At 61.8% G+C, this 18605-nt stretch carries 16 protein-coding genes; 3 read left to right on the top strand and 13 right to left on the bottom strand.

Annotation, left to right across the window (positions count from 1 at the left end):
- Nucleotides 1–47: 47 nt before the first annotated feature.
- Nucleotides 48–353, top strand: a complete 306-nt coding sequence (locus LQG66_RS01715) for a putative quinol monooxygenase (protein ID WP_231322738.1) — start codon at nt 48–50, stop codon at nt 351–353.
- A gap of 157 nt (nt 354–510) precedes the next feature.
- Here LQG66_RS01715 and LQG66_RS01710 read toward each other — a convergent pair whose 3' ends face one another.
- Entirely contained in the window at nt 511–1821 is a 1311-nt protein-coding gene (locus tag LQG66_RS01710) for an FAD-dependent monooxygenase (protein ID WP_231322735.1), read from the bottom strand.
- Nucleotides 1712–2737 carry a D-2-hydroxyacid dehydrogenase family protein gene (locus LQG66_RS01705; protein WP_231322733.1) on the bottom strand — a complete coding sequence of 342 codons (1026 nt, stop codon included), beginning with the start codon at nt 2735–2737 and terminating at the stop codon, nt 1712–1714. The genes LQG66_RS01710 and LQG66_RS01705 overlap by 110 nt, the downstream gene beginning before the upstream one ends.
- Nucleotides 2738–2873: 136 nt before the next feature.
- Between LQG66_RS01705 and LQG66_RS01700 the strand changes: the two genes are divergently transcribed.
- Nucleotides 2874–3461, top strand: coding sequence for a TetR/AcrR family transcriptional regulator (locus LQG66_RS01700; protein WP_231322731.1), 588 nt, complete (start codon nt 2874–2876; stop codon nt 3459–3461).
- A 123-nt stretch (nt 3462–3584) separates the two neighbouring features.
- Here the strand turns inward: LQG66_RS01700 and LQG66_RS01695 are convergent, their stop codons facing one another.
- The 3 genes from LQG66_RS01695 to LQG66_RS01685 all read right to left on the bottom strand — a co-directional run bounded on the left by LQG66_RS01695 (nt 3585) and on the right by LQG66_RS01685 (nt 6494).
- Nucleotides 3585–4715 carry an alpha/beta hydrolase gene (locus LQG66_RS01695; protein ID WP_231322728.1) on the bottom strand — a complete coding sequence of 377 codons (1131 nt, stop codon included), beginning with the start codon at nt 4713–4715 and terminating at the stop codon, nt 3585–3587.
- Between the two features lie 72 nt (nt 4716–4787).
- Complete coding sequence (locus tag LQG66_RS01690) at nt 4788–5513, bottom strand: class I SAM-dependent methyltransferase (protein WP_231322726.1); 726 nt, start codon at nt 5511–5513, stop codon at nt 4788–4790.
- A 159-nt stretch (nt 5514–5672) separates the two neighbouring features.
- The gene (locus LQG66_RS01685; protein ID WP_231322723.1) at nt 5673–6494 is read right to left on the bottom strand and encodes a hypothetical protein; all 822 of its coding nucleotides are present in this window, start codon (nt 6492–6494) and stop codon (nt 5673–5675) included.
- Nucleotides 6495–6565: 71 nt separating this feature from the next.
- Between LQG66_RS01685 and LQG66_RS01680 the strand changes: the two genes are divergently transcribed.
- Nucleotides 6566–7216 carry a TetR/AcrR family transcriptional regulator gene (locus LQG66_RS01680; RefSeq protein WP_231322721.1) on the top strand — a complete coding sequence of 217 codons (651 nt, stop codon included), beginning with the start codon at nt 6566–6568 and terminating at the stop codon, nt 7214–7216.
- 749 nt (nt 7217–7965) lie between these two features.
- Here LQG66_RS01680 and LQG66_RS01675 read toward each other — a convergent pair.
- From LQG66_RS01675 to LQG66_RS01640, 8 genes are all read right to left on the bottom strand, one after another.
- Nucleotides 7966–9411, bottom strand: coding sequence for a class I SAM-dependent DNA methyltransferase (locus LQG66_RS01675; protein ID WP_231322718.1), 1446 nt, complete (start codon nt 9409–9411; stop codon nt 7966–7968).
- A 1-nt stretch (nt 9412) separates the two neighbouring features.
- Entirely contained in the window at nt 9413–10255 is an 843-nt protein-coding gene (locus LQG66_RS01670) for an HNH endonuclease family protein (RefSeq protein WP_231322714.1), read from the bottom strand.
- A gap of 5 nt (nt 10256–10260) precedes the next feature.
- Nucleotides 10261–11871, bottom strand: coding sequence for an AAA family ATPase (locus tag LQG66_RS01665; RefSeq protein ID WP_231322711.1), 1611 nt, complete (start codon nt 11869–11871; stop codon nt 10261–10263).
- On the bottom strand, nt 11861–13582 hold the full coding sequence (locus LQG66_RS01660; RefSeq protein WP_231322708.1) for a restriction endonuclease subunit S: 1722 nt from the start codon (nt 13580–13582) through the stop codon (nt 11861–11863). The genes LQG66_RS01665 and LQG66_RS01660 overlap by 11 nt, the downstream gene beginning before the upstream one ends.
- A 75-nt stretch (nt 13583–13657) precedes the next feature.
- Nucleotides 13658–15277 (bottom strand): glutamine-hydrolyzing GMP synthase, encoded by a 1620-nt coding sequence (gene guaA, locus LQG66_RS01655; RefSeq protein WP_231322704.1) that lies wholly within the window; start codon nt 15275–15277, stop codon nt 13658–13660.
- Nucleotides 15278–15663: 386 nt separating this feature from the next.
- A complete protein-coding gene (locus tag LQG66_RS01650; protein ID WP_231322701.1) occupies nt 15664–16965 on the bottom strand; it encodes an RsmB/NOP family class I SAM-dependent RNA methyltransferase in 1302 nt (433 codons plus the stop codon).
- 16 nt (nt 16966–16981) lie between these two features.
- Nucleotides 16982–17323: an MAPEG family protein gene (locus tag LQG66_RS01645; protein ID WP_231322699.1), complete on the bottom strand. Its 342-nt coding sequence runs from the start codon at nt 17321–17323 to the stop codon at nt 16982–16984.
- A 140-nt stretch (nt 17324–17463) separates the two neighbouring features.
- Nucleotides 17464–18486: an NADP-dependent oxidoreductase gene (locus LQG66_RS01640; protein WP_231322696.1), complete on the bottom strand. Its 1023-nt coding sequence runs from the start codon at nt 18484–18486 to the stop codon at nt 17464–17466.
- Between the last annotated feature and the right edge of the window lie 119 nt (nt 18487–18605).

Genomic DNA, 18605 nt, shown 5'->3' with positions numbered 1-18605 from the left:
GAGCCGGCAATCACGTCGATCTTTATCGTTCGCACCAGGAGACTACCATGACCACCCAGCTCACCCTCATCGCCCGGCTGACGGCCAAGCCCGAGCATAGCGAAACTCTCGGCGAGAGCCTCCGCGCGATGATCGCGCCAACGACCCGGGAAGAGGGTTGTCTTGGTTACATCGTCCATCGTGACAACAACGATCCCAACATTTGGATCGTCTATGAGACCTGGGTGTCCCATGCCGCGCTCGAATTCCACTTCGCGCAGCCCTATACGGCCTCTCTGCTCGCCCGCGCCTCTGATATTCTCGCTAAGGAAGCGGAGATGACCTACGCCACTGCCATGAATCCACGTAGCTGAGAACCGGACAGGGAGCCAAAGAGTTTAGTGCACTGCCACCGTAACTCCCATTCCGCCCCCGAGGCGTACGTCGCCGCTCGACGACGCCGCTAGGCGGATTGCGATTTTTGGTCAGCGCGCGCGTGGGGCGTTGGCTCTGGGCGCGGCAGGGCTGCGATCAGCCATAGTCGGCCAAGGTCAGCGCGCTGTGAATCAGACGGGAGCTATCCTTCTCAAGAACCTTGCCTCCCGCCTCGGCCGCCATCTTCCGAAACATCTCATTGCGGGCGTCGATCTCCTCCTGGGTGTCCGGAATCATGGTGCGCTTGCCTTTATCGACCAGGGCCTGGTTCATCTCGACGAAGGGCCGCACCAGTTTCTCATAGGACTCGAAAGCAGAGCTGTAGTCGGCTTTGGTCGCGATCTCGCCGGCCAGGACATAGGCGCCGACAAGCGCCATGCTCGATCCTTGGCCCGACATGAAAGAGGTGGCGTGCGCAGCGTCCCCGGCGAGCACGACGCGCCCCTTCGACCAGACCGGCATGTAGATCTGGCTGACCGAGTCAAAGAACAGGTCCTTGGCTGTTCGCATCGCCCCCACCATTTGCGGCACGATCCACCCATTGACCCCTTCGAACATGCGGGCGGTCAGATCGCGCTTATCCGCGTCGGTGAGGCTCTTCCGAAACGGCGAGGTCGGATACTTGAAGACGAGGAATGCGAATGCCGGACCGCCATCGTTGGTCGCATAGATGACCGCATTTTTTCCTGGAAGCGCATAGGCCAGCGCGCCGCGATCGAGGCCGAAGGTGTTCGGGATCGTGAACCCGGCGAAGCAGTACCCAATGTACCGCTCGAATTGCGACTCGTGACCGAAGACCAGCGCTCGGGTGTTCGAATGCAGGCCGTCAGCGCCAATGACGATATCGTAGGTCCCGGTTTCTCCGCTGACAAATGTCACGTTTACGCCGTCGGCATGCTCCTGCAGAGCGTCAATGGAGTCGTTGAACTTGTAGTTCGTCGTGTCCTTCGTCGCGGTATATAAGGTCGTGGCGATTTCGCCCCGGCGGATCTCGATATCCTTGCCCCTGACGCCGCCGGTGATCGCTTCCGGATCGATCTTCGCGACCACTGCGCCGTTGGCTTCGACGAAGCCGATGCTCTGCGTGTCGACGTGCGCCGCGCGCATCTGCGCATACAAGCCCATACGCTCCACCGCCTCGATCGCCGTGCCCCGGACATCGACCGGATAGCCGCCGCCGCGCAACGACGAGGCCTTTTCAACGACCGTTACATCGATGCCATAGCGGGCGAGCCAGAACGCCAGTGCAGGCCCCGCAATGCTGGCGCCTGATATTAGGACGGTCTTGACCGCTCTCTCACACATGTCTTGCAATCCCGTCTTGTTCTGCGGCCGATCGTTCCACGAGCGCTTCGCGGTTCGCGATCCGAATGGGCTTTCCGTCGAGCCACGCCGCCACGGCTTCAACAGCGTCCGAATAGACGGCGGCGAGAAGTTCGCGGGTGACGTAGCCGAGGTGAGGAGAAAGCGTGACGTTCGGCAGCGATCGCAGCGGATGATCGGACGGCAGAGGTTCGACGTCATAGACGTCCAGCCCTGCTCCGGCGATCTGTCCTGCTTTGAGCGCGGCGATGAGGGCCGCCTCATCGACGATCGGGCCTCTGGAAGTGTTGATCAAATAGGAGCTTGGCTTCATCAGGGCCAACTCTGGTCTCCCGACGAGGCCGTGTGTGCGTTCCGACAGCACCAAGTGGATGGAGATCACGTCGGCTTCTCTAAAGAGAGCCTCCTTCTCGACCCAGCGCGCGCCGACCGCCGCCGCGGCCTCAGCGGTCAGATTTTGGCTCCAGGCGACGACCTCCATCCCAAAAAACTTTGCGTATCCATTTATGATTTTGCCGCTCCTGCCGAGACCGAGAAGGCCGAGCGTCTTGCCGTGGAGGGTCGTGCCTACCGAGGCCTGCCACCCGCCTTCGCGGATGCGCCGATGTTCTTCGGCCAGGTTGCGCACGGTCGCCATCGTCAATCCCCACACCAGTTCCGGGACGGCGGCGCCGGCGGCTGCGAATGCGGGGTTGGCGAAGTCCGGATGGGCCACCAGGATGCCCCGTTCGGTTGCGGTAGCCATGTCCAGGTTCGCCAGGCTCATGCCGACGATTGTCATGAACTTCAGGTTCGGCAGCCGCTCGATAAGCGTGCGCGGAAAGGCCGTCCGTTCCCGGAGGGTACAAATCACGTCGAACGGTTGCAGCACCTCCGCGGCGTCATCTTCGGAGAGGTGACGGTCGAAAACCGTTACGTCCGCCTTGGCCCGCACCGACGACCAGTCGGCGAGGTCGAGGGCGACGCCGGCGTAGTCGTCGAGTATCGCCACCTTCGTCATTCGGCCTCCTGGTCAATCAACGGACCGGCTTGGACTGGCAGGTTGCGCGCAAACCAAATAAGATGCATAGATCGTTCTTATAGCTCCGACGCAGGAGCGTCAATTAGAATCACTCGCGCATCTTAAAGAGGGCGGCGTGGAAGCGAATAAAGGTCGGCGACGCGGGGACGCTCTCGAGACAGCAATCCTTGACGCCGCTTGGGCCGAACTGCTGGAAGCTGGATATTCCAGCTTCACGGTGGAAGCGGTAGCGAAGCGGGCGAGAACGAGTCGGCCGGTTTTGGCGCGCCGTTGGCCGGGCCGCGCCGATCTGGCCGTCGCTGCGCTAGCGCATTACAATAGGACTCATCCCGTCGAGATGCCCGACCTCGGAAACGTGCGGGACGAATTGATCCTCATTCTGCAAAAGCTCTCGGAACGAGGCGCCAGCACCGTGATGAAGGTCGTTCTGACCATGAACGACTATTTTGCGGAGACCAATTCGAGCATCGCCGATCTTCGGGCGCGTTTGGTTGGCGAGAACAAATTCGAACAGGTGCTACGGCGCGGCGTCGCGCGAGGGGAACTGGATCAGGGCAGATTGACATCCCGCATATCGTCGCTGCCACTCGATCTTCTCCGCCACGAACTGATCATGACGCGCATGCCTGTTTCAAAAGAGCTGATTGTCGAAATCGTAGATACGATATTCTTGCCGTTAGCGGCCGCCAGGACCGCGGGTTGATGCGCGCCACGCGTGATCGAAGGTATTACGGTGACGCTGCACTCAATCGTATCCTGCTCATTCGGATCAACAGCCGCCATCTATTGCACTGTCCCCGCGCTTGTCACCTTCCTGCTGCCGCCATCAAAGGTTTTTGGTCTTTAGCCAGGTACGGATGGCCTGAGTGAGATCGCTCTTGCGTTCTAGCGGCAGCCAATGGCCGGAGGGCATGCTCGTCGTGGTGAGGTCGGCACAGGCCGCGCGCATCGGGTCGCCTTGGTGATTTCCGGTGATGGTGCAGATTTGATCGTAGTCGCCGTTGACGAACAGCACGGGTTGCGAAAGCCGGCCGCCATCAGGCGCCTCGCGAGCGTAGGCAATGTCCGCATCGTCATTCATGTACCACGCGCACGAGGGACGGAAGCCGTGAGCCTCGAATGTCTGCACCAGCACGCCAAAGTCCGCCGGTGGCCAGAGAGCCGGGTTGGGTTGAGTAGGTGGAGCGCGGTGCGCGGCGCCGAAGCGCCCGCCCTTGCGCGTGACCAAGGCATTTGGCGAAACCTTGCCGATACCTGCGGGATCACCGGGTTGAAAGATCGACGCCAGCGATGCTGCCTTGTCTGCATCGAGGTCGGCGACAGCCTCCTCGAAGTGCGTCGTGTAATAGCGGTAATAGTCCCATTGACCATCCGGATATTGATCAGTGGGATAAATCGTACGGTCGACCAGCGGGACGAGCGTCCGCAGGGCATGTCCATCGGGTTGATACGCCAGCGAGGTCAGCACGACGCCGCGGCTGCGCTCCGGCGCATGCGCAGCGAGCTGACCGACCACGACCACGCCCCAGTCGTGGCCGACCCAGATCGCAGGTTTGCCGCTGAGATGATCATGGAGCTCCGTCATATCTGCCACGATGTCCCTGATCGTGTAGGCGTCGTTGGCGGCAGGCGCGGAAGAGCCGCCGAAGCCGCGCAGATCGGGAGCGACACAATGCCAGCCGTCGGCGGCGAACGCGTCCATCTGGGCGCGCCACATCAGACTGATGGTCGGCCAACCGTGGAGGAAGATCATCAACGGCCCGCCGGCAGGCCCGCTCTCGACGTAGTGCGTTGTTTGACGAGGCGTGCTGAAAGAGCGCGAGGCCAGCGTGGAGGACGACGGCGTCGCCCATGCTGCGCCCGGCAGGGCGGCGGCAACGCCCATCCCGAGAAGATGAGTATGCCGGTCCAGCGTCAATCCGGGCGCCCAACTGAGCGGTTGAAGTAAGGCTGTCATGATCAAGCACTCCGGTGACAATGCACTGAATGAGATATCGGTTCACCGCGCGCCTTCGCATCCATCGAGGGTTTACGGAGCCGATCCGATCTTGCGGCCCGCGACGCCGGTGGCGCAGCCGAAGAAGTATTTCACATATTTCACCTCGAGCCCCTGCTCGCGCAGCATGGCTGCGATCCCTGCGGCGCTGCCAAAATTGGTGCTGTACGTGCCGATCATCGCGAAGTCCTGGGCGCCGCGCAGAAAGATGCGCTCGATGAGCGGCAGGACCACCTTGAGATGAAGCCGGTACAGTGGCCGAAGCCACCAGCCTTTCGGGTCCGACGCCTCGATCATCGAGAAGACGCCGCCGGGCTTCAGCACGCGGGCGATGAGCGCGGCGAGACGCGCATGCTGCTCGGGATTGAATGTCTTCAACCCGAAGGTCGAGATGACGAAGTCCGCGCTCTCCGCCGGCAGGTCGCTGGCCAGCACGTCATCCTCGATGAAGTCGATGCGGTGCGCACGGTGGGTGTGCAGCCGCGCCAGCGCGCGACGGTGCATGCCGGAGGAGATATCGACAGCCGTGATCGCGGCGATATCAGCGAAGCGCTTCAACAGATGCGGCCAGACCTCGCCGGTGCCGGCCATCAGATCGTAGCCGCGGGCGCCCGTCCCGAGGGCGGGCATCGCCGCCACGCATTGCCGGCGCCAGCGCTCGGTAAAGCCGAACGAGCAGATCAGGCTGAAGGTGATGTACCGATCCGAGCAGCGATCGAATACACCCTTCACGAAGTCAGGGTCATAGATGTCGGCCATGCCCGCTGCCCGCCCCCTATTCCTGCGCGATCCTACGTTGCGGCTTGCTCGTCATATCGGAGGGCCAACGGCCGGATACTTCAAGGGGCGTTTTGAAGTCGGGAGCCGCCGACCGTGGCCGGTGGACGATCAGTGCATTGTCACCTGAGAGCGCGTTTGTCAGCGGCTCCAGCCTTTCAGCACCCAGTTCGTCCGCTCATGCAGGCATTCGAAGCCGGCGCGCTCCATATTGGCGAGTGATGGGTTCGGGCCGTCGAGGATGCCGGTCTCGGTGAACGCCCAGGATTTGCCAAGTGCTGCCGCATCGGCGATGCGCCGGGCGATGAGCGCGCTCTGCGCCCCGCGTTTGCGGCTCGTGGGCAGTGTCGCGGCCATGCCGAGCCAGGCGCTGTCGCCGTCGAGGTAGAGCGCGGCGGCGGCAAGCGTCTCGCCCGCCGCGCGCGCGAGATAGCAGCGCCAGCCCGCCCGTCCCGGCAAGGCGGCGAGCCAGGGCGAGAAGGAGCGCGGCATCCCGAAGCCGGCGAGCACCGTATCGGCATAGAGCTCCGCATCCGCTGGCCCGGCCAAGTCGATGGTGAATTCGGTGTCGAAGACCGGCGGGCGGGCGGTACGGCGGCCCATCTTCGCCCAGACGGTCGGCGCGCGGCCAAACCCTTCGTCGGCGAGATCTGCCTCCAACCCGGACGACAGCGCGAACGGCGCGATCTGCAATTGCGCCACCGGAGCCGAGGCAGACCGCATCTGCCGCGCGATCTCTCTGAGATCGTGGCGCTCGACCGGCCGTTCGAGGCCCAGCCCGATCACGCGGTTGAAAGTGACAAGCGGCACGTTCCTGGCGCTGATCACAAGCGCGCCGCCGACGATCCGGCCATCACCACCGATCTCGGTCTTGAGCTGAGCCGGCATGACATCCAACAAGTCCTGCCATGCCTTCACCTCGATGGCTTCGGCTGCCCGCTGTTCGCCCGTAATCGCAACCATTGATCTATCCCCAAAAATTCTTACAGTGTAAGGTACAGCAAAAGTTTACGCTGTAAAGGGGAAGCGTTGCAGTGACCGCCAAGCGCTTGAACCTGACCCGCGACGCCATAATCGACAAGGCGCTGGACCTGATCGAACAGGACGGGCTGGACCGTCTCTCGACCCGCGCGCTCGGCAAGAGCCTCGGCGTGCAGGCCATGTCGCTCTATCACTACGTGCCGAGCAAGGATGCGCTGCTTGACGATGTGACGGCTCGGCTTGCCGCGATGATCGTCATTCCCGAGCCGAGCGAGAACTGGCGCGGCGACCTGGAGACGATCGCCAGGAGCTATATCGCGATTGCGCGAACCCATCCGCGGGCCTATCCGCTGCTCGCGGGGCGGCGCTTCAATTCGCGGGAAACCCTGCCGATCCTGGAACAAGTGTTCTCGATCTTCGGTGCCGCGGGCCTGCCGCCGGACGGCATTGCCGCCGCCTTCCGCCTCCTCGGCTATTTCATGAACGGGGCCGGCATGGCGGAGATGGCGACCCGGGAAGCGACCCGACGCAGCGATTTCCAACTCCCTGATCCGGATTTTCTCGCCGATTATCCCTTGGCGCGGCAGGTCGTGCCGCATCTGGCGCTCGACGAACTGAACGGTATTTTTGAGAAAGGATTGAAGGCTATCCTGGATTCGATCGAGAACGACCCTGCCCGCAAGCCGAAGATCGCTGCGGCTTAGTTTGATTGCGGTGACGGCGCACTAAACCGTATGCTGCTCATTTGGATCAACGGCCGCCATTTCATGCACCGTCACCCGGCTGACGATATAGGTGAGACCGCGTGGATGGGGCGATTCTGCGCCACACCAGCGCGGGACATCGCCACGAAACCCTTTCTCCACGTTTCAAACAGCAGGCATGACTGAGCCATCTCGCGGCGGCCTGCGCCCGAGTTTTGCGATCAGTCGACCTCTCCTCCGAAGAAGAGGCGCAGGGAAGGCCGGGTATCGACTGATACCCGCGGTCCGCGTGCAACAAAAAGCACGCGGCAGAACCACAGGTTCAGCCCAATATCCGGCCTTCCCTGCGCGACGGTTTGACGGGTTATAGGCGCTCTCCCCGGGGATCGGCTGTCTTGCCCCCGTCACCGGCGGATCATCATCACCGCCGGCTTGGCATCAGCACCGCGATGCCAGGACCACACCATTTCGCCGTCGCCTCGCTCCGTTCGTCGGCACGGGCTGTGACACCCGGCTGCAGAGCAACACGCCCATCGCCTCCCCAACTCGACGCTCGTGACGATCGCGAAACGTCCCTCTTCAGCGAGCCGGGATGGCCGGAAATGTGGAGGTGATTTGCCCGACGACGCAAGCGACGATACCTGCGACAAACTGGCACGACGGGCAACTTGCGCATGAACGACATGCGCAGATTGCCCGTCGGGTAGATTGCATGGACGCCGAGATTTTGGTCATTCTCCGCTGAAGAATTATTGCCCGTTCGGCTTCGCTATCAACGCGAGTGCACGCAAAAGATCGTCGGCTACCAATCTCGAAAGTTCATCCAAGCGCGCCAGACCAGGTGCTCGCGGTCGATTGGCAGGATCACCCCAGGTCATATCCAAGCGGCAATCAGGATCGCTCAGCACACGTTTGACGTCGAATGAACGGCTTCGCTCGCCATCTTTGCGTGCAGCATCGAAGTACATACTTACGAACTCTCGCAGATCCTCGTTCTGTAGCGGCCTCGTGCGGAGTGAAAATCGCTTATCTGAACGAAGATCGTACACCCAGAGACGTTGATTATTAACTGCCCCAATCTTTTTCGGCTTGCTGAAGAAGATGACGTTCGACTTTACACCTGCAGCATAGAACAACCCGGGCGGCAGCTTTAGAATCGTATGGAGACAGCAGTTCTCCACCAACCGGCGGCGCACGGAAGCCGCAGCGCCCCCCTCGAACAACACGTTGTCTGGAACAACCACTGCAGCCCGCCCGCCAGGTTTCAGAAGGGCCACAATGTGCTGCATAAAGTTAAGCTGCTTGTTAGCACTCTGAACCCAGAAGTCGGGCCGTACGATCGTCAGGCCGTCCTCAGCACGTGTTGAGCTTCCTTTAGAATATGTAACACTGCCTTTGATTCCAAATGGAGGGTTCGTAAGCACGACGTCATACTGCCGAGCCGGGGGTGCCTTGAGGCTGTCCGCACATTCGATCGGCAATTCATCCTCATCGTTACCGCCGACGCCATGCAGCAGTAGATTCATCGCTGCGAGACGCGCAACTTCCTCCACTAGCTCCACTCCGCGAATGGACCTGGTGGCAAGATTTTTCCTCTGTGCCGCCGTCATCTTCGGATTGCTCTTCCGCAGGTAATCATGAGCTACTAAAAGGAATCCCGCCGTTCCGCACGCCGGATCGCAGATCATCTCCCCTAGCTGCGGGTTCACACATTGAACAATAGCTTCAATGAGAGGACGTGGCGTGAAATACTGCCCCGCTCCGCTTTTGGTGTCCCGCGCGTTCTTTTCAAGCAAGCCCTCGTAGGCGTCACCCTTCAGATCATCCGACAACCCCGTCCATTCCGTTTGACCAATGAGGTCGACGATCAGTAAGCGCAACTTCCCCGGATCTCGAATTTTGTTTTTTGCATTGCCGAAGATCAATCCAAGCATACCCTTGCGCCCACCGAGCGCCGATAGAATGCGGCCGTAGTGCGCGTGCATCTCGTCCGGCTCTAGGCGAACTAGGGAACGCCAACAATATTTGCTTGGTATGGCCCGGTCGGCTTGCTCGTCAGCCATTTTCAAGAATAGTAGATACGTCAACTGCTCGACATAATCCGGGTACGAAAGACCGTCGTCTCGCAACACGTTACAATAATGCCAGAGCTTCCGCACTAAGGCCTGTGCGCCAGGCGCGCTCGTGTCCGTCATTTCAAAGCCTTAGAACCACGTCGTTTACCCACCAAACATTCCTGAACGACTCAACGTAAACTTTGGCCGCGGCCGAGTACTCGGCCCGCGGGTCCATGTAGTTCTTGAGGTCGCGGATAGCATCCTTGAACGCTTCGCTAGCCGTTGGCCAACCTTCGAAATTAACCGGCGCCTCTCGGCATCCACGTTCTATTGCTCGCTCTACGAGATTGTAGAGCGTTAAACGTCCCTCGACAAACTTCGGCCAATTCAAGTGCAGACCGAGTCGGCTCGCCTCAATTTTCGCCTCCGCGACCGCGTTGCCTCGGAACTCTGGAGACAGGTCAACCTCCCCATTCGGCCTAAACGTCAGAAGGATGGGATCACCGGGGTCCGTCGGATCAAGAAGGGCAGGATGCTCCAGAGCAAGATCGTCACTAGGTCCCCGAGCCCGAATTCCCGTCGGCAAAAGTGGAAAGTGAGTGGATTTTCCCCCGGCGATACGTGTGCCAGGAGCGATGCGTGGTCGGTTGGCCCGCTGACAACTCAGCCGCATGTTTCTCCAATCGAATGCCAACCAGTAATAACCCGGATGGGTCCGATCCTCGCGTACCTTTCCCTTGGGACGGAAGTGATCGATGTCATTCTCTGCGCCGGGACACTTGCACTCTGTGTACCAGCATTTGTCAGACGAAGCCTGCTCAAATGCCTCTCGAAGAGCCGTCCAACTTTGTTGATTGGCCTCAATAATCCGCGCGCGGCGCTTGGGGTCCGGCTCCGCGAGGGTCGCGTCCTGCGCGATCTGCAGGTCCGATAGAAGGCTCCGAATTTTCGGAAGGATGGCTTCAAGATCGATGAACCGCATATCTATCAGGATCCACCCGCCTCCCGACGCAGTTCTTCTACGATCCGCGCTGCTAGCTTCCCTCGAGCCGCGCGCTGCTTAGGCGTCAACTCTACCACATCGCGCCAAGCTGGATCTTCCTGCGCGGTCCACGCTTTCAGAAACTCCTGATAGAGAGGATCCCGAATTGTGAAGTCAAAGCCTCGGCCGCGCAGGTCATCTCTAATCCGGCCAAGCTCAGCCTCCTCTTCCGGCGTCAGCGACTCTTTCATGGCGAGCACGCGCTGACGATCCAAGGCAGCCTGAGTCTTGGTATCGAGTGTTGTCTTAAGGCGAAAGAGATCACTGGTCAGGATCGCTGCGACACCCATCCCTCGCGGATCTTGTTCGGGTAGCTCCGCAACAGCGCGTCCCTTGTCGTCCCGCCTGAAAATCCGCACCTGGGCCCGCTCAAGCCCAGCAAATACGAGCGGATCATGCGAAGACATCACAATGTGGCAGCTATCACGACCTTTAATGAAACGATCTAAGAAAGCTAGGTACTGCGTACTCCAAGCTGGGTTGAGATGGGTATCTGGTTCGTCAAGCAGAAACAAAGCTTCGTCTCGGGCTGTGAATTTCAACAAGCCAAGAACCAACAGCAACTGCTGCTCGCCCTCACTCAGGTCGCGGTACGTGACGTTTCCGCCTCCTGCCCCCGCGCTCATTTTGACGCGCGTACGGACCTCGGCTAACACCTTGGACAGGTGCATACTCTCAAGCGCCGTGAAAAAAGCATACTGGTCACCATATGAACGGTACACATCCGCGAGCGCCTCGGCGCTAGACAGAAACAGATAGAGACTCTGGACGATGGGATTCTTTGTCAAATCGACTGGAATGCGCCGCGGCATACGTAGGGGAAGCATCGCTTGTTGATATAGCCGACTGAGAAACTGCTGGACTTCTCCGACCGCATTCCAGAACCTAGGATCTCCGCCCTTGCGCTTCCAAGGGGGCTCTTTTAGAGCGAAGAGCACGCTATCTAGACCCTCGATTTGAAGATGCTCGCGAAGGAAATCGCGATCTTCCTTCGAGGCGTCGCTAGCCTCCATAAAGAACGCAATTAGGGCGAACTGCCCGTGCAACGTCTGGGCATAGAAGAGACGCCGCAACGCATTCGGGTCACTGATCGCCTTTCCTCGCTGTTCAGGTGATTTTATGATCCAGCTATAAAATCGTTCGCGATGCCTCTCGAATATAACTGCCAAGCGATCGCTTGGGCCAGAGTAATACCCAAACACAAATGCCGGACGATAGTGCGGGCGACCATTTCGATCCTCTGTCATAAAGGTCTTACGAGGAAGTTCACCATACTCAGTCTCCCCCGCCCGTTTGATCCGGAAGGTCGGAAACTCGTCCGCTTTGGCGCGGATCTCAATATGGCTTTCGCGGCACTCGTAATTCAGGTCGTAATCAAACGGCGCTTCAACATCGAGATCGAGATTACGGAAGATTAGCGTCAACGCTTCAATCAGGTTTGACTTTCCTGCGCCATTCTCACCGACGAGAACAGTGTAGGACGACCTTTCGTCAAAATCGACGGAAAGATCTCGTAGATTCTTGAACGAGCCGATCCTGACGGTGTTAAGCCGCATTGGCCTCAAGTTCCGCGTTCTCTGCAGACTCACCTGTCAAACGAATAGTTTTTCCGAGCGCCTTACGCAGTGCGAGATAGAAGAGTTCGACGTGTTCGGGCAGGTCACGATTGTACCCTGCCTGTGCAAATAGCTCTGGCATAGGCAAAGATCCACCGTGTTTCTGCAACACAGCCGCCAAGTCAGGTGTCGGTTCAGCTTGCTGCGTCGGGCGAGGGCGTCTCTTTGACATAATATCGGCTCTTAGACTCGACTGGGGTAATGTCGCTTCGGTCTTGCGTGGGGGACCCAGCCGCCGGAACAGCTCGCTTGCCGGCTCGTCGCCTGGGTCTTGCGGCACTAAGTCGCCTGCCACCGCTGCCGCCAACAATTCTCGCTCAAACTCGGGCACTCGCGCAAGCGAGGCTTCAATGGCTAGCATCTGGGAAGCCGCAGCCTCAAGTCGGCGACGAGCTTCGGCGACAATACGCCGTTGTTCACCACGGGGGGGTATTGGAAATGGAAGAGATCTAAACCGCTCCAATCCTAGATGAGCAATGTTTGTCGACCATCGCGCAATCTTACGAAATACCCCCGAATGCATGTAGTGACGAAATACGAATAGCGCATATTCCGGCTCAATCTCGTCGCCGGAACGGAAGCGGATCAGGGTATTCTGAAAACACGCTCCCGGCACCTCTCCACGGTAAATCGCTGGACGACCAACTAGTTCCGGGCTCTGCCCTTCATTGAGAAGAACATCGCCGTCCCGCAGCTCGTAGATGGCGACTTCCTCCGGCTCAAAGTTCATGTGGAGAACGTCGGACGTGTCAATCCTGTCTTCGTAGACATTTGCCACGCGAAGATAGGGTCGCATATTATGCCCCCGCTCGTGCTTCGGCGCGCGCTGTCGCCCCAATGTAACTTGTCCAGCCTGCTCGACACGACACCATCGCCATCCTTCCGGCACAGTACCGCCAAGTCCCAGGACTTTCTGGGCGGATACTGCCTCATTCTCGAAGAGGCTAATCTGCCTCGATCTTGACGACGCATGAGCTCGGTCCGGTTCAGCCGCCTGCGGCGATTGCGGCACCAGTTCGCCAGCTGCGGCCGCCGCTAAGATCTCGCGCACCTGCTCTTTCAGATGTCCAAGCGCAGACCGAAGACGAGCTTCCGCTTCTCTGATGTTGGCTAGACGTACGTCGACGACCTCAGTTATCCGCTTCTGCTCAGCCAGCGGCGGCAACGGATAAAGAATCTCAGCGAAACGCGAGCCGCCCAAATGCTGAATGCCCACACCCCGCGCTACGCCTGCGAACACGCCAGCCGCCGCATAGTGCCGAAAGACGACGAGCGCGTATTCAGAGGTCGTCAGATGCGGGCGAAACCGGATCACTGTATTTTGAAAGCAGCATGGCTCGACTTCGCCGCGCCAAATCGAGGCTCTTCCAACTTGAGAGGCACTGCCCGACGCCTCGGTTAGCAAAACGTCACCCGGCTTAAGACCGAACGCCTCGCGCTCAGCTGGCGTGAAGTTCATCTCAAGAAGATTTGAGATGTTCATGCCAGCGGGAGTTATGTTAGCTGCACGAACGTATCTGGTCATATATGCACCAGATTCCTGGTCAGGCGACCGTTGTCGACCCAGCCGTACCTCGCCCACCTGATCGACGCGGACAGAAACCCAACCGGGCGGCAGTGCACGTTCAGAATCAGCCGGCAGTTGGTCCATTCGTTTCCTCATCCCTTGGGGTAGATAGGCATATCCAGAATAGTTTACAGAACTGCTAGCAGATTTTAGCTTGATTTACTCCCACTCAATCGTCCCCGGCGGCTTGCTCGTCACGTCATACACCACCCGATTCACGCCCTTCACCTCGTTGATGATGCGCGTGGCCGTATTGCCCAAAAACTTCATGTCGAACGGATAGAAATCCGCCGTCATGCCGTCCGTCGAAGTCACCGCGCGCAGGCCCACGACGTAGTCGTAGGTGCGGCCGTCGCCCATGACGCCGACGGTCTTGACCGGGAGCAGCACCGCAAAAGCCTGCCAGATGGTGTCGTAGAGGCCGGCCTTGCGGATCTCGTCGATGTAGATGGCGTCGGCCTTGCGCAGGATGTCGAGCTTGTCGACGGTGATCTCGCCGGGGCAGCGGATGGCGAGGCCGGGGCCCGGGAACGGGTGGCGGCCGACGAACACGTCGGGAAGGCCGAGCTCGCGGCCGAGCACGCGGACCTCGTCCTTGAACAATTCGCGCAGCGGCTCGACCAGCTTCATGTTCATGCGCGCAGGGAGACCGCCGACATTGTGGTGCGACTTGATGGTCACCGAGGGCCCGCCCGTGAAGGAGACGCTCTCGATCACGTCGGGATAGAGCGTGCCTTGCGCCAGGAAATCGGCGCCGCCGATCTTCTTCGCCTCGGCATCGAACACGTCGATGAAGAGTTTGCCGATGGTCTTGCGCTTCTGCTCGGGGTCGGTGACGCCTGCGAGTTCGCCGAGGAACAGTTTTGAGGCGTCCACATGCACCAGCGGGATGTTGTAGTGGTGCCGGAACAGATCGACGACGGTCTCGGCCTCGTTGAGACGCAAGAGGCCGTGATCGACGAACACGCAGGTGAGCTGGTCGCCGATCGCCTCGTGGATCAGCACGGCGGCGACGGCCGAATCGACGCCGCCGGAGAGGCCGCAGATCACCTTGCCCTTGCCCACCTGCGCGCGGATCTTCTTGATCTCCTCCGCGCGGAAGGCGTGCATGGTCCAGTCGCCGCCGAGGCCGGCGATGTTGCGGACGAAGTTGCGGATCAGCTTGGCGCCGTCGGGCGTGTGCACCACCTCGGGGTGGAACATCAGGCCGTAATATCTGCGCGCCTCGTCCTGGATCACGGCGAACGGCGCGTTCGGCGAGACGCCGGCCACCGAGAAGCCCGGCGGCATCTGCGTGATGCGGTCGCCATGGCTCATCCACACCTGGTGCTGCTCGCCGGTCTGCCAGACGCCCTCGAACAGGCGGCTCGTCGTCTTGACCTCGACGTCGGCACGGCCGAACTCGCGGTGGTGGCCGCCCTCGACGGTGCCGCCGAGCTGGGCGGCCAAGGTCATCTGGCCGTAGCAGATGCCGAGCACGGGCACGCCGGACTCGAAGATCAGCTGCGGCGCGCGCGGCGAGCCTTCCTCATGGACCGATCCCGGCCCGCCGGACAGGATCACGGCCTTCGGCTGCATCTCGCGGAAGGCGGCCTCCGCCTTCTGGAACGGCACGATCTCGCAATACACGCCGTCCTCGCGCACCCGGCGCGCGATCAGCTGCGTGACCTGGCTGCCGAAATCGACGATCAGGATCTTGTCGTGGAGCGCGGCCACGGAGAGGTCCTGGCCGGCGGATGTGTCGGGGGATTTGGGGGGGAAGTTGTCTTGGGCTGTCATGGCAAGCAATTACGCCGAGGCGGGAGGACTCGCAACCCTTGCAAGCGGGCGATTCACCGGTGCGTCGTCACCCACCGCTGTCGTCCCGGCCAAGCGGACTGGGGCAATGCGCAAGCATTGCGCCGGTCCGCGCCGAGCCGGGATCCATAACCACAGGATGCGGGTCGGGGCACGCTGGCCGCTCCAGCTCGCGCCTCACGACGGCCGCGGCGTTTGGGTCCCGGGTCGGCGCCCCACGCGCTGCGCGCGAGGGGCTTGCCCGGGACGACAGCGGAGAGGATCACGGCCGCCTACCCCGTCATTGCGAGCGAAGCGAAGCAATCCAGAGTGCCGCGCGCAGCCCTGGATTGCTTCGCTTCGCTCGCAATGACGGCGGTGGGTGGGGCTTAGGCCTGCTTCTTCAGCACCGACACGAAGAACCCGTCGGTCCCCGTCCGGCGGGGGGTCATCAGCCAGCCCTCGTCCGACTTCAGCGCTGCCTCGGCGAAGGCCTCGGCCTTGTCCCAGAGGACGGTGGCGGTCTGATCGGGGGGCTGGATGGCAAACGCCGGGTGGCGGGCGATGAAGGCGCGGACCTGGTCGCCGTTCTCCGGGTGCAGCACCGAGCAGGTGATGTAGGCGATGCGGCCGCCGGGCTTGACCAGGGATGCCGCGCGATCAAGCACTTCGGCCTGGTCCTTCAGGCGGATCTCGAGCGCGCCGGGGCGCATGCGCCATTTGGCGTCGGGGTTGCGGCGCCAGGTGCCGGTGCCCGTGCAGGGAGCGTCGATCACGACCAGATCGGCCGACGCCCTGATGTCGGCGAGCGGGTCGGCGTCGCCCTTCGGGCTGCGCACATCGGCATTGTGGACGCCGGCGCGCGACAGCCGCTCGTGGATGGGCGCGAGCTGGCGCTTGTCGTGGTCGGTCGCGATCAGCCGGCCCTTGCCGCCCATCATCGCCGCCAGCGCCAGGGTCTTGCCGCCGGCGCCGGCGCAGAGATCGATGACCTGCTCGCCGGGCTTGGCCGCGGTGAACAGCGCCGCGAGCTGCGAGCCCTCGTCCTGGACTTCAACCGCACCCTTGATGAAATCCTCCTCGGCATGAACGCCGGGATTGCGCGCGTCGGCCCCGAGCGCGATGCGCAAGCCCAGCGGCGACCACGGCGTCGGCACGGCGCCGAGATGCTTGAGCGAGGCCTGCACCTTCTCGCGCTTGGCCTTCAGCGTGTTGACGCGCAGATCGAGCGGCGCGCGGCTGGCCATCGCCATGGCCTCGGCGACGCGGTCGTCGCCGAATACGGCGGCGAGATACGGGTCGAGCCAATCGGGATAGTCGCCGGCGACGGGCGGCGGCGCGCCGGCGGTGGTGCGCGAGGCGAGCGCGCTCTCCTCCTGGGCGGTGAGCGGCGGCGGCGCGAAGCGGCTGCCGTCGCACATCGCGGCGATGGTCGCAACATCGAGGCCGCGCTCGAGCTTGAGCATGCCGAGCACGCGCGCCCGCGCCGTATCGTCCTCCATCACATAGGCGCTGGAGGCGCGGCGGCGCAGCACGTCCCAGACCAGGCCGGCGATAGCGGCGCGGTCGCCGGAGCCGGCGAAGCGATGACTGGTGCCCCAGTCCTTGAGGGCCTTGGCCGCCGGCGCCCGCTGGGCTTCGATGGACTCGATGATGTCGATGGCGGCGGACAGCCGGGCGGCGGGGGTCATTCCAGGAATTCCAAAGCTAGAGCAGAAGCAACATCTTGAGGGCGAAATACAGCCACATCGCCAGCAACACCAGTACCCCGGCAAGCCAGGCCAGCCCGCGCTGGCGGCTGTCCTTGGCGCCGCTGACCAGCCCGGCGTTGGCAAAACGGGTCACCACGAAGACCCAGGACAAGAGCACGATGACCAGATCGGCATGGCGCAGCGGCAGCGCCAGCGCGATCAGGGCGTAGAACAGCGTCGGCAGGCCGAACTCGTCGGCTGCGTCGGCCGGCGTGGCGCGGCTCCTGTTCCACAACAGGAGCGCAAAGGTGAGCCCGACCTGCACGAAGACGGGCAGCAGAACCATGGTGAGCGACATCGAAAATCCCCCTGGAAAGTCTTTGGGCCCGGCGCGATGCCGGGCCCTTAAGATTGAACCGGTTCCCTCAGGACTCCCGATAAGCCATCATGGTTCCCGCGTTTTTCGCGTTGGCCTGAACTTTTACATCAGGTGTGGCGTCACGCCTTGTCCGGCCCGACCCGCACCAGCTGCTTGCCGAAATTGGCGCCCTTCAGGAGGCCCATGAACGCATCAGGCGCGTTCTCCAGGCCCTCGGTGACGAACTCCTTGTACTTGACCTTGCCGTCCCGGACCCAGCCCGACATGTCCTTCAGGAAGTCGCCATGGCGGCTGGCGAAGTCGCTGACGATGAAGCCGCGGATGGTGAGCCGCTTGGTCAGCACGTTGCGCATCATCGCGCCGGCCCATTTCGGCGCCACCGACTGGGTGTCGTTGTAATGGGCGATCAGGCCGCAGACGGGCATGCGGGCAAAGGCGTTGAACAGCGGGAACACCGCCTCGAACACCGGACCGCCGACATTCTCGAAATAGACGTCGATGCCCTTGGGGCACGCGTCCTTCAGCTTGGCGGCGAGATCAGGGTCGCGATGGTCGAGACAGTCGTCGAAGCCGAACTCACGCTTCACGTAGTCGCATTTGTCCTTGCCGCCGGCGATGCCGATGGCGCGGGCGCCCTTGATCCTGGCGATCTGGCCGACCGCCGAGCCGACCGCGCCGGAGGCCGCGGCGACCACGACGGTCTCGCCCGGCTTGGGCTGGCCGATGTCGAGCAGGCCGGTGTACGCCGTCATGCCGGGCATGCCGAGCACGCCGACCGCGGTCGAGATCGGCGCCAGCTTGGGGTCGACCTTGGCGAGGCCACGGCCGTCGGAGATCGCATGCGTCTGCCAGCCCGCGCGGGCCAGCACGATGTCACCGGCCGCGAAGCCCGGATTGTTCGAGGCCACCACCTCGCACACGGTCCCCGCTTCCATCACGCCGCCGACCGGCACCGGCTGGGCATAGGACGGCCCGTCGCTCATCCGCCCGCGCATATAGGGATCGAGCGACAGCCAGATCGTGCGCAGCAGCACCTCGCCGGCACCCGGCGTCGGCACGGCATAGTCCTCGAGGCGGAAGTCGGAGGGCTTGGGCTCGCCGACCGGGCGGGCGGCGAGAACGATGCGCTTGGCTTGGGACATGGGTGTTTCCTCCTGATGTTCTTATCGTTGCCGACGGAAGGATGATCTCTCCTCCGTCATTCCGGGACGCGCGTCAGCGCGAACCCGGAATCCAGAGGTGATGCGCAAACGTGATTGCG

Source organism: Bradyrhizobium ontarionense (genome assembly GCF_021088345.1).
In the GTDB taxonomy this organism is placed as follows: Bacteria; Pseudomonadota; Alphaproteobacteria; order Rhizobiales; family Xanthobacteraceae; genus Bradyrhizobium; species Bradyrhizobium ontarionense.
This window is presented reverse-complemented; position numbering and strand designations above follow the sequence as displayed.

Excerpts from the sequence above, each read along its gene's own strand:
- LQG66_RS01665 (WP_231322711.1), bottom strand. The coding sequence starts at position 11,871 with ATGCGGCTTAACACCGTCAGGATCGGCTCGTTCAAGAATCTACGAGAT.
- LQG66_RS01650 (WP_231322701.1), bottom strand. The coding sequence starts at position 16,965 with ATGACCCCCGCCGCCCGGCTGTCCGCCGCCATCGACATCATCGAGTCC.
- LQG66_RS01660 (WP_231322708.1), bottom strand. The coding sequence starts at position 13,582 with ATGGACCAACTGCCGGCTGATTCTGAACGTGCACTGCCGCCCGGTTGG.
- LQG66_RS01705 (WP_231322733.1), bottom strand. The coding sequence starts at position 2,737 with ATGACGAAGGTGGCGATACTCGACGACTACGCCGGCGTCGCCCTCGAC.
- LQG66_RS01685 (WP_231322723.1), bottom strand. The coding sequence starts at position 6,494 with ATGGTTGCGATTACGGGCGAACAGCGGGCAGCCGAAGCCATCGAGGTG.
- LQG66_RS01690 (WP_231322726.1), bottom strand. The coding sequence starts at position 5,513 with ATGGCCGACATCTATGACCCTGACTTCGTGAAGGGTGTATTCGATCGC.
- guaA (WP_231322704.1), bottom strand. The coding sequence starts at position 15,277 with ATGACAGCCCAAGACAACTTCCCCCCCAAATCCCCCGACACATCCGCC.
- LQG66_RS01695 (WP_231322728.1), bottom strand. The coding sequence starts at position 4,715 with ATGACAGCCTTACTTCAACCGCTCAGTTGGGCGCCCGGATTGACGCTG.
- LQG66_RS01715 (WP_231322738.1), top strand. The coding sequence starts at position 48 with ATGACCACCCAGCTCACCCTCATCGCCCGGCTGACGGCCAAGCCCGAG.
- LQG66_RS01645 (WP_231322699.1), bottom strand. The coding sequence starts at position 17,323 with ATGTCGCTCACCATGGTTCTGCTGCCCGTCTTCGTGCAGGTCGGGCTC.
- LQG66_RS01670 (WP_231322714.1), bottom strand. The coding sequence starts at position 10,255 with ATGCGGTTCATCGATCTTGAAGCCATCCTTCCGAAAATTCGGAGCCTT.
- LQG66_RS01675 (WP_231322718.1), bottom strand. The coding sequence starts at position 9,411 with ATGACGGACACGAGCGCGCCTGGCGCACAGGCCTTAGTGCGGAAGCTC.
- LQG66_RS01640 (WP_231322696.1), bottom strand. The coding sequence starts at position 18,486 with ATGTCCCAAGCCAAGCGCATCGTTCTCGCCGCCCGCCCGGTCGGCGAG.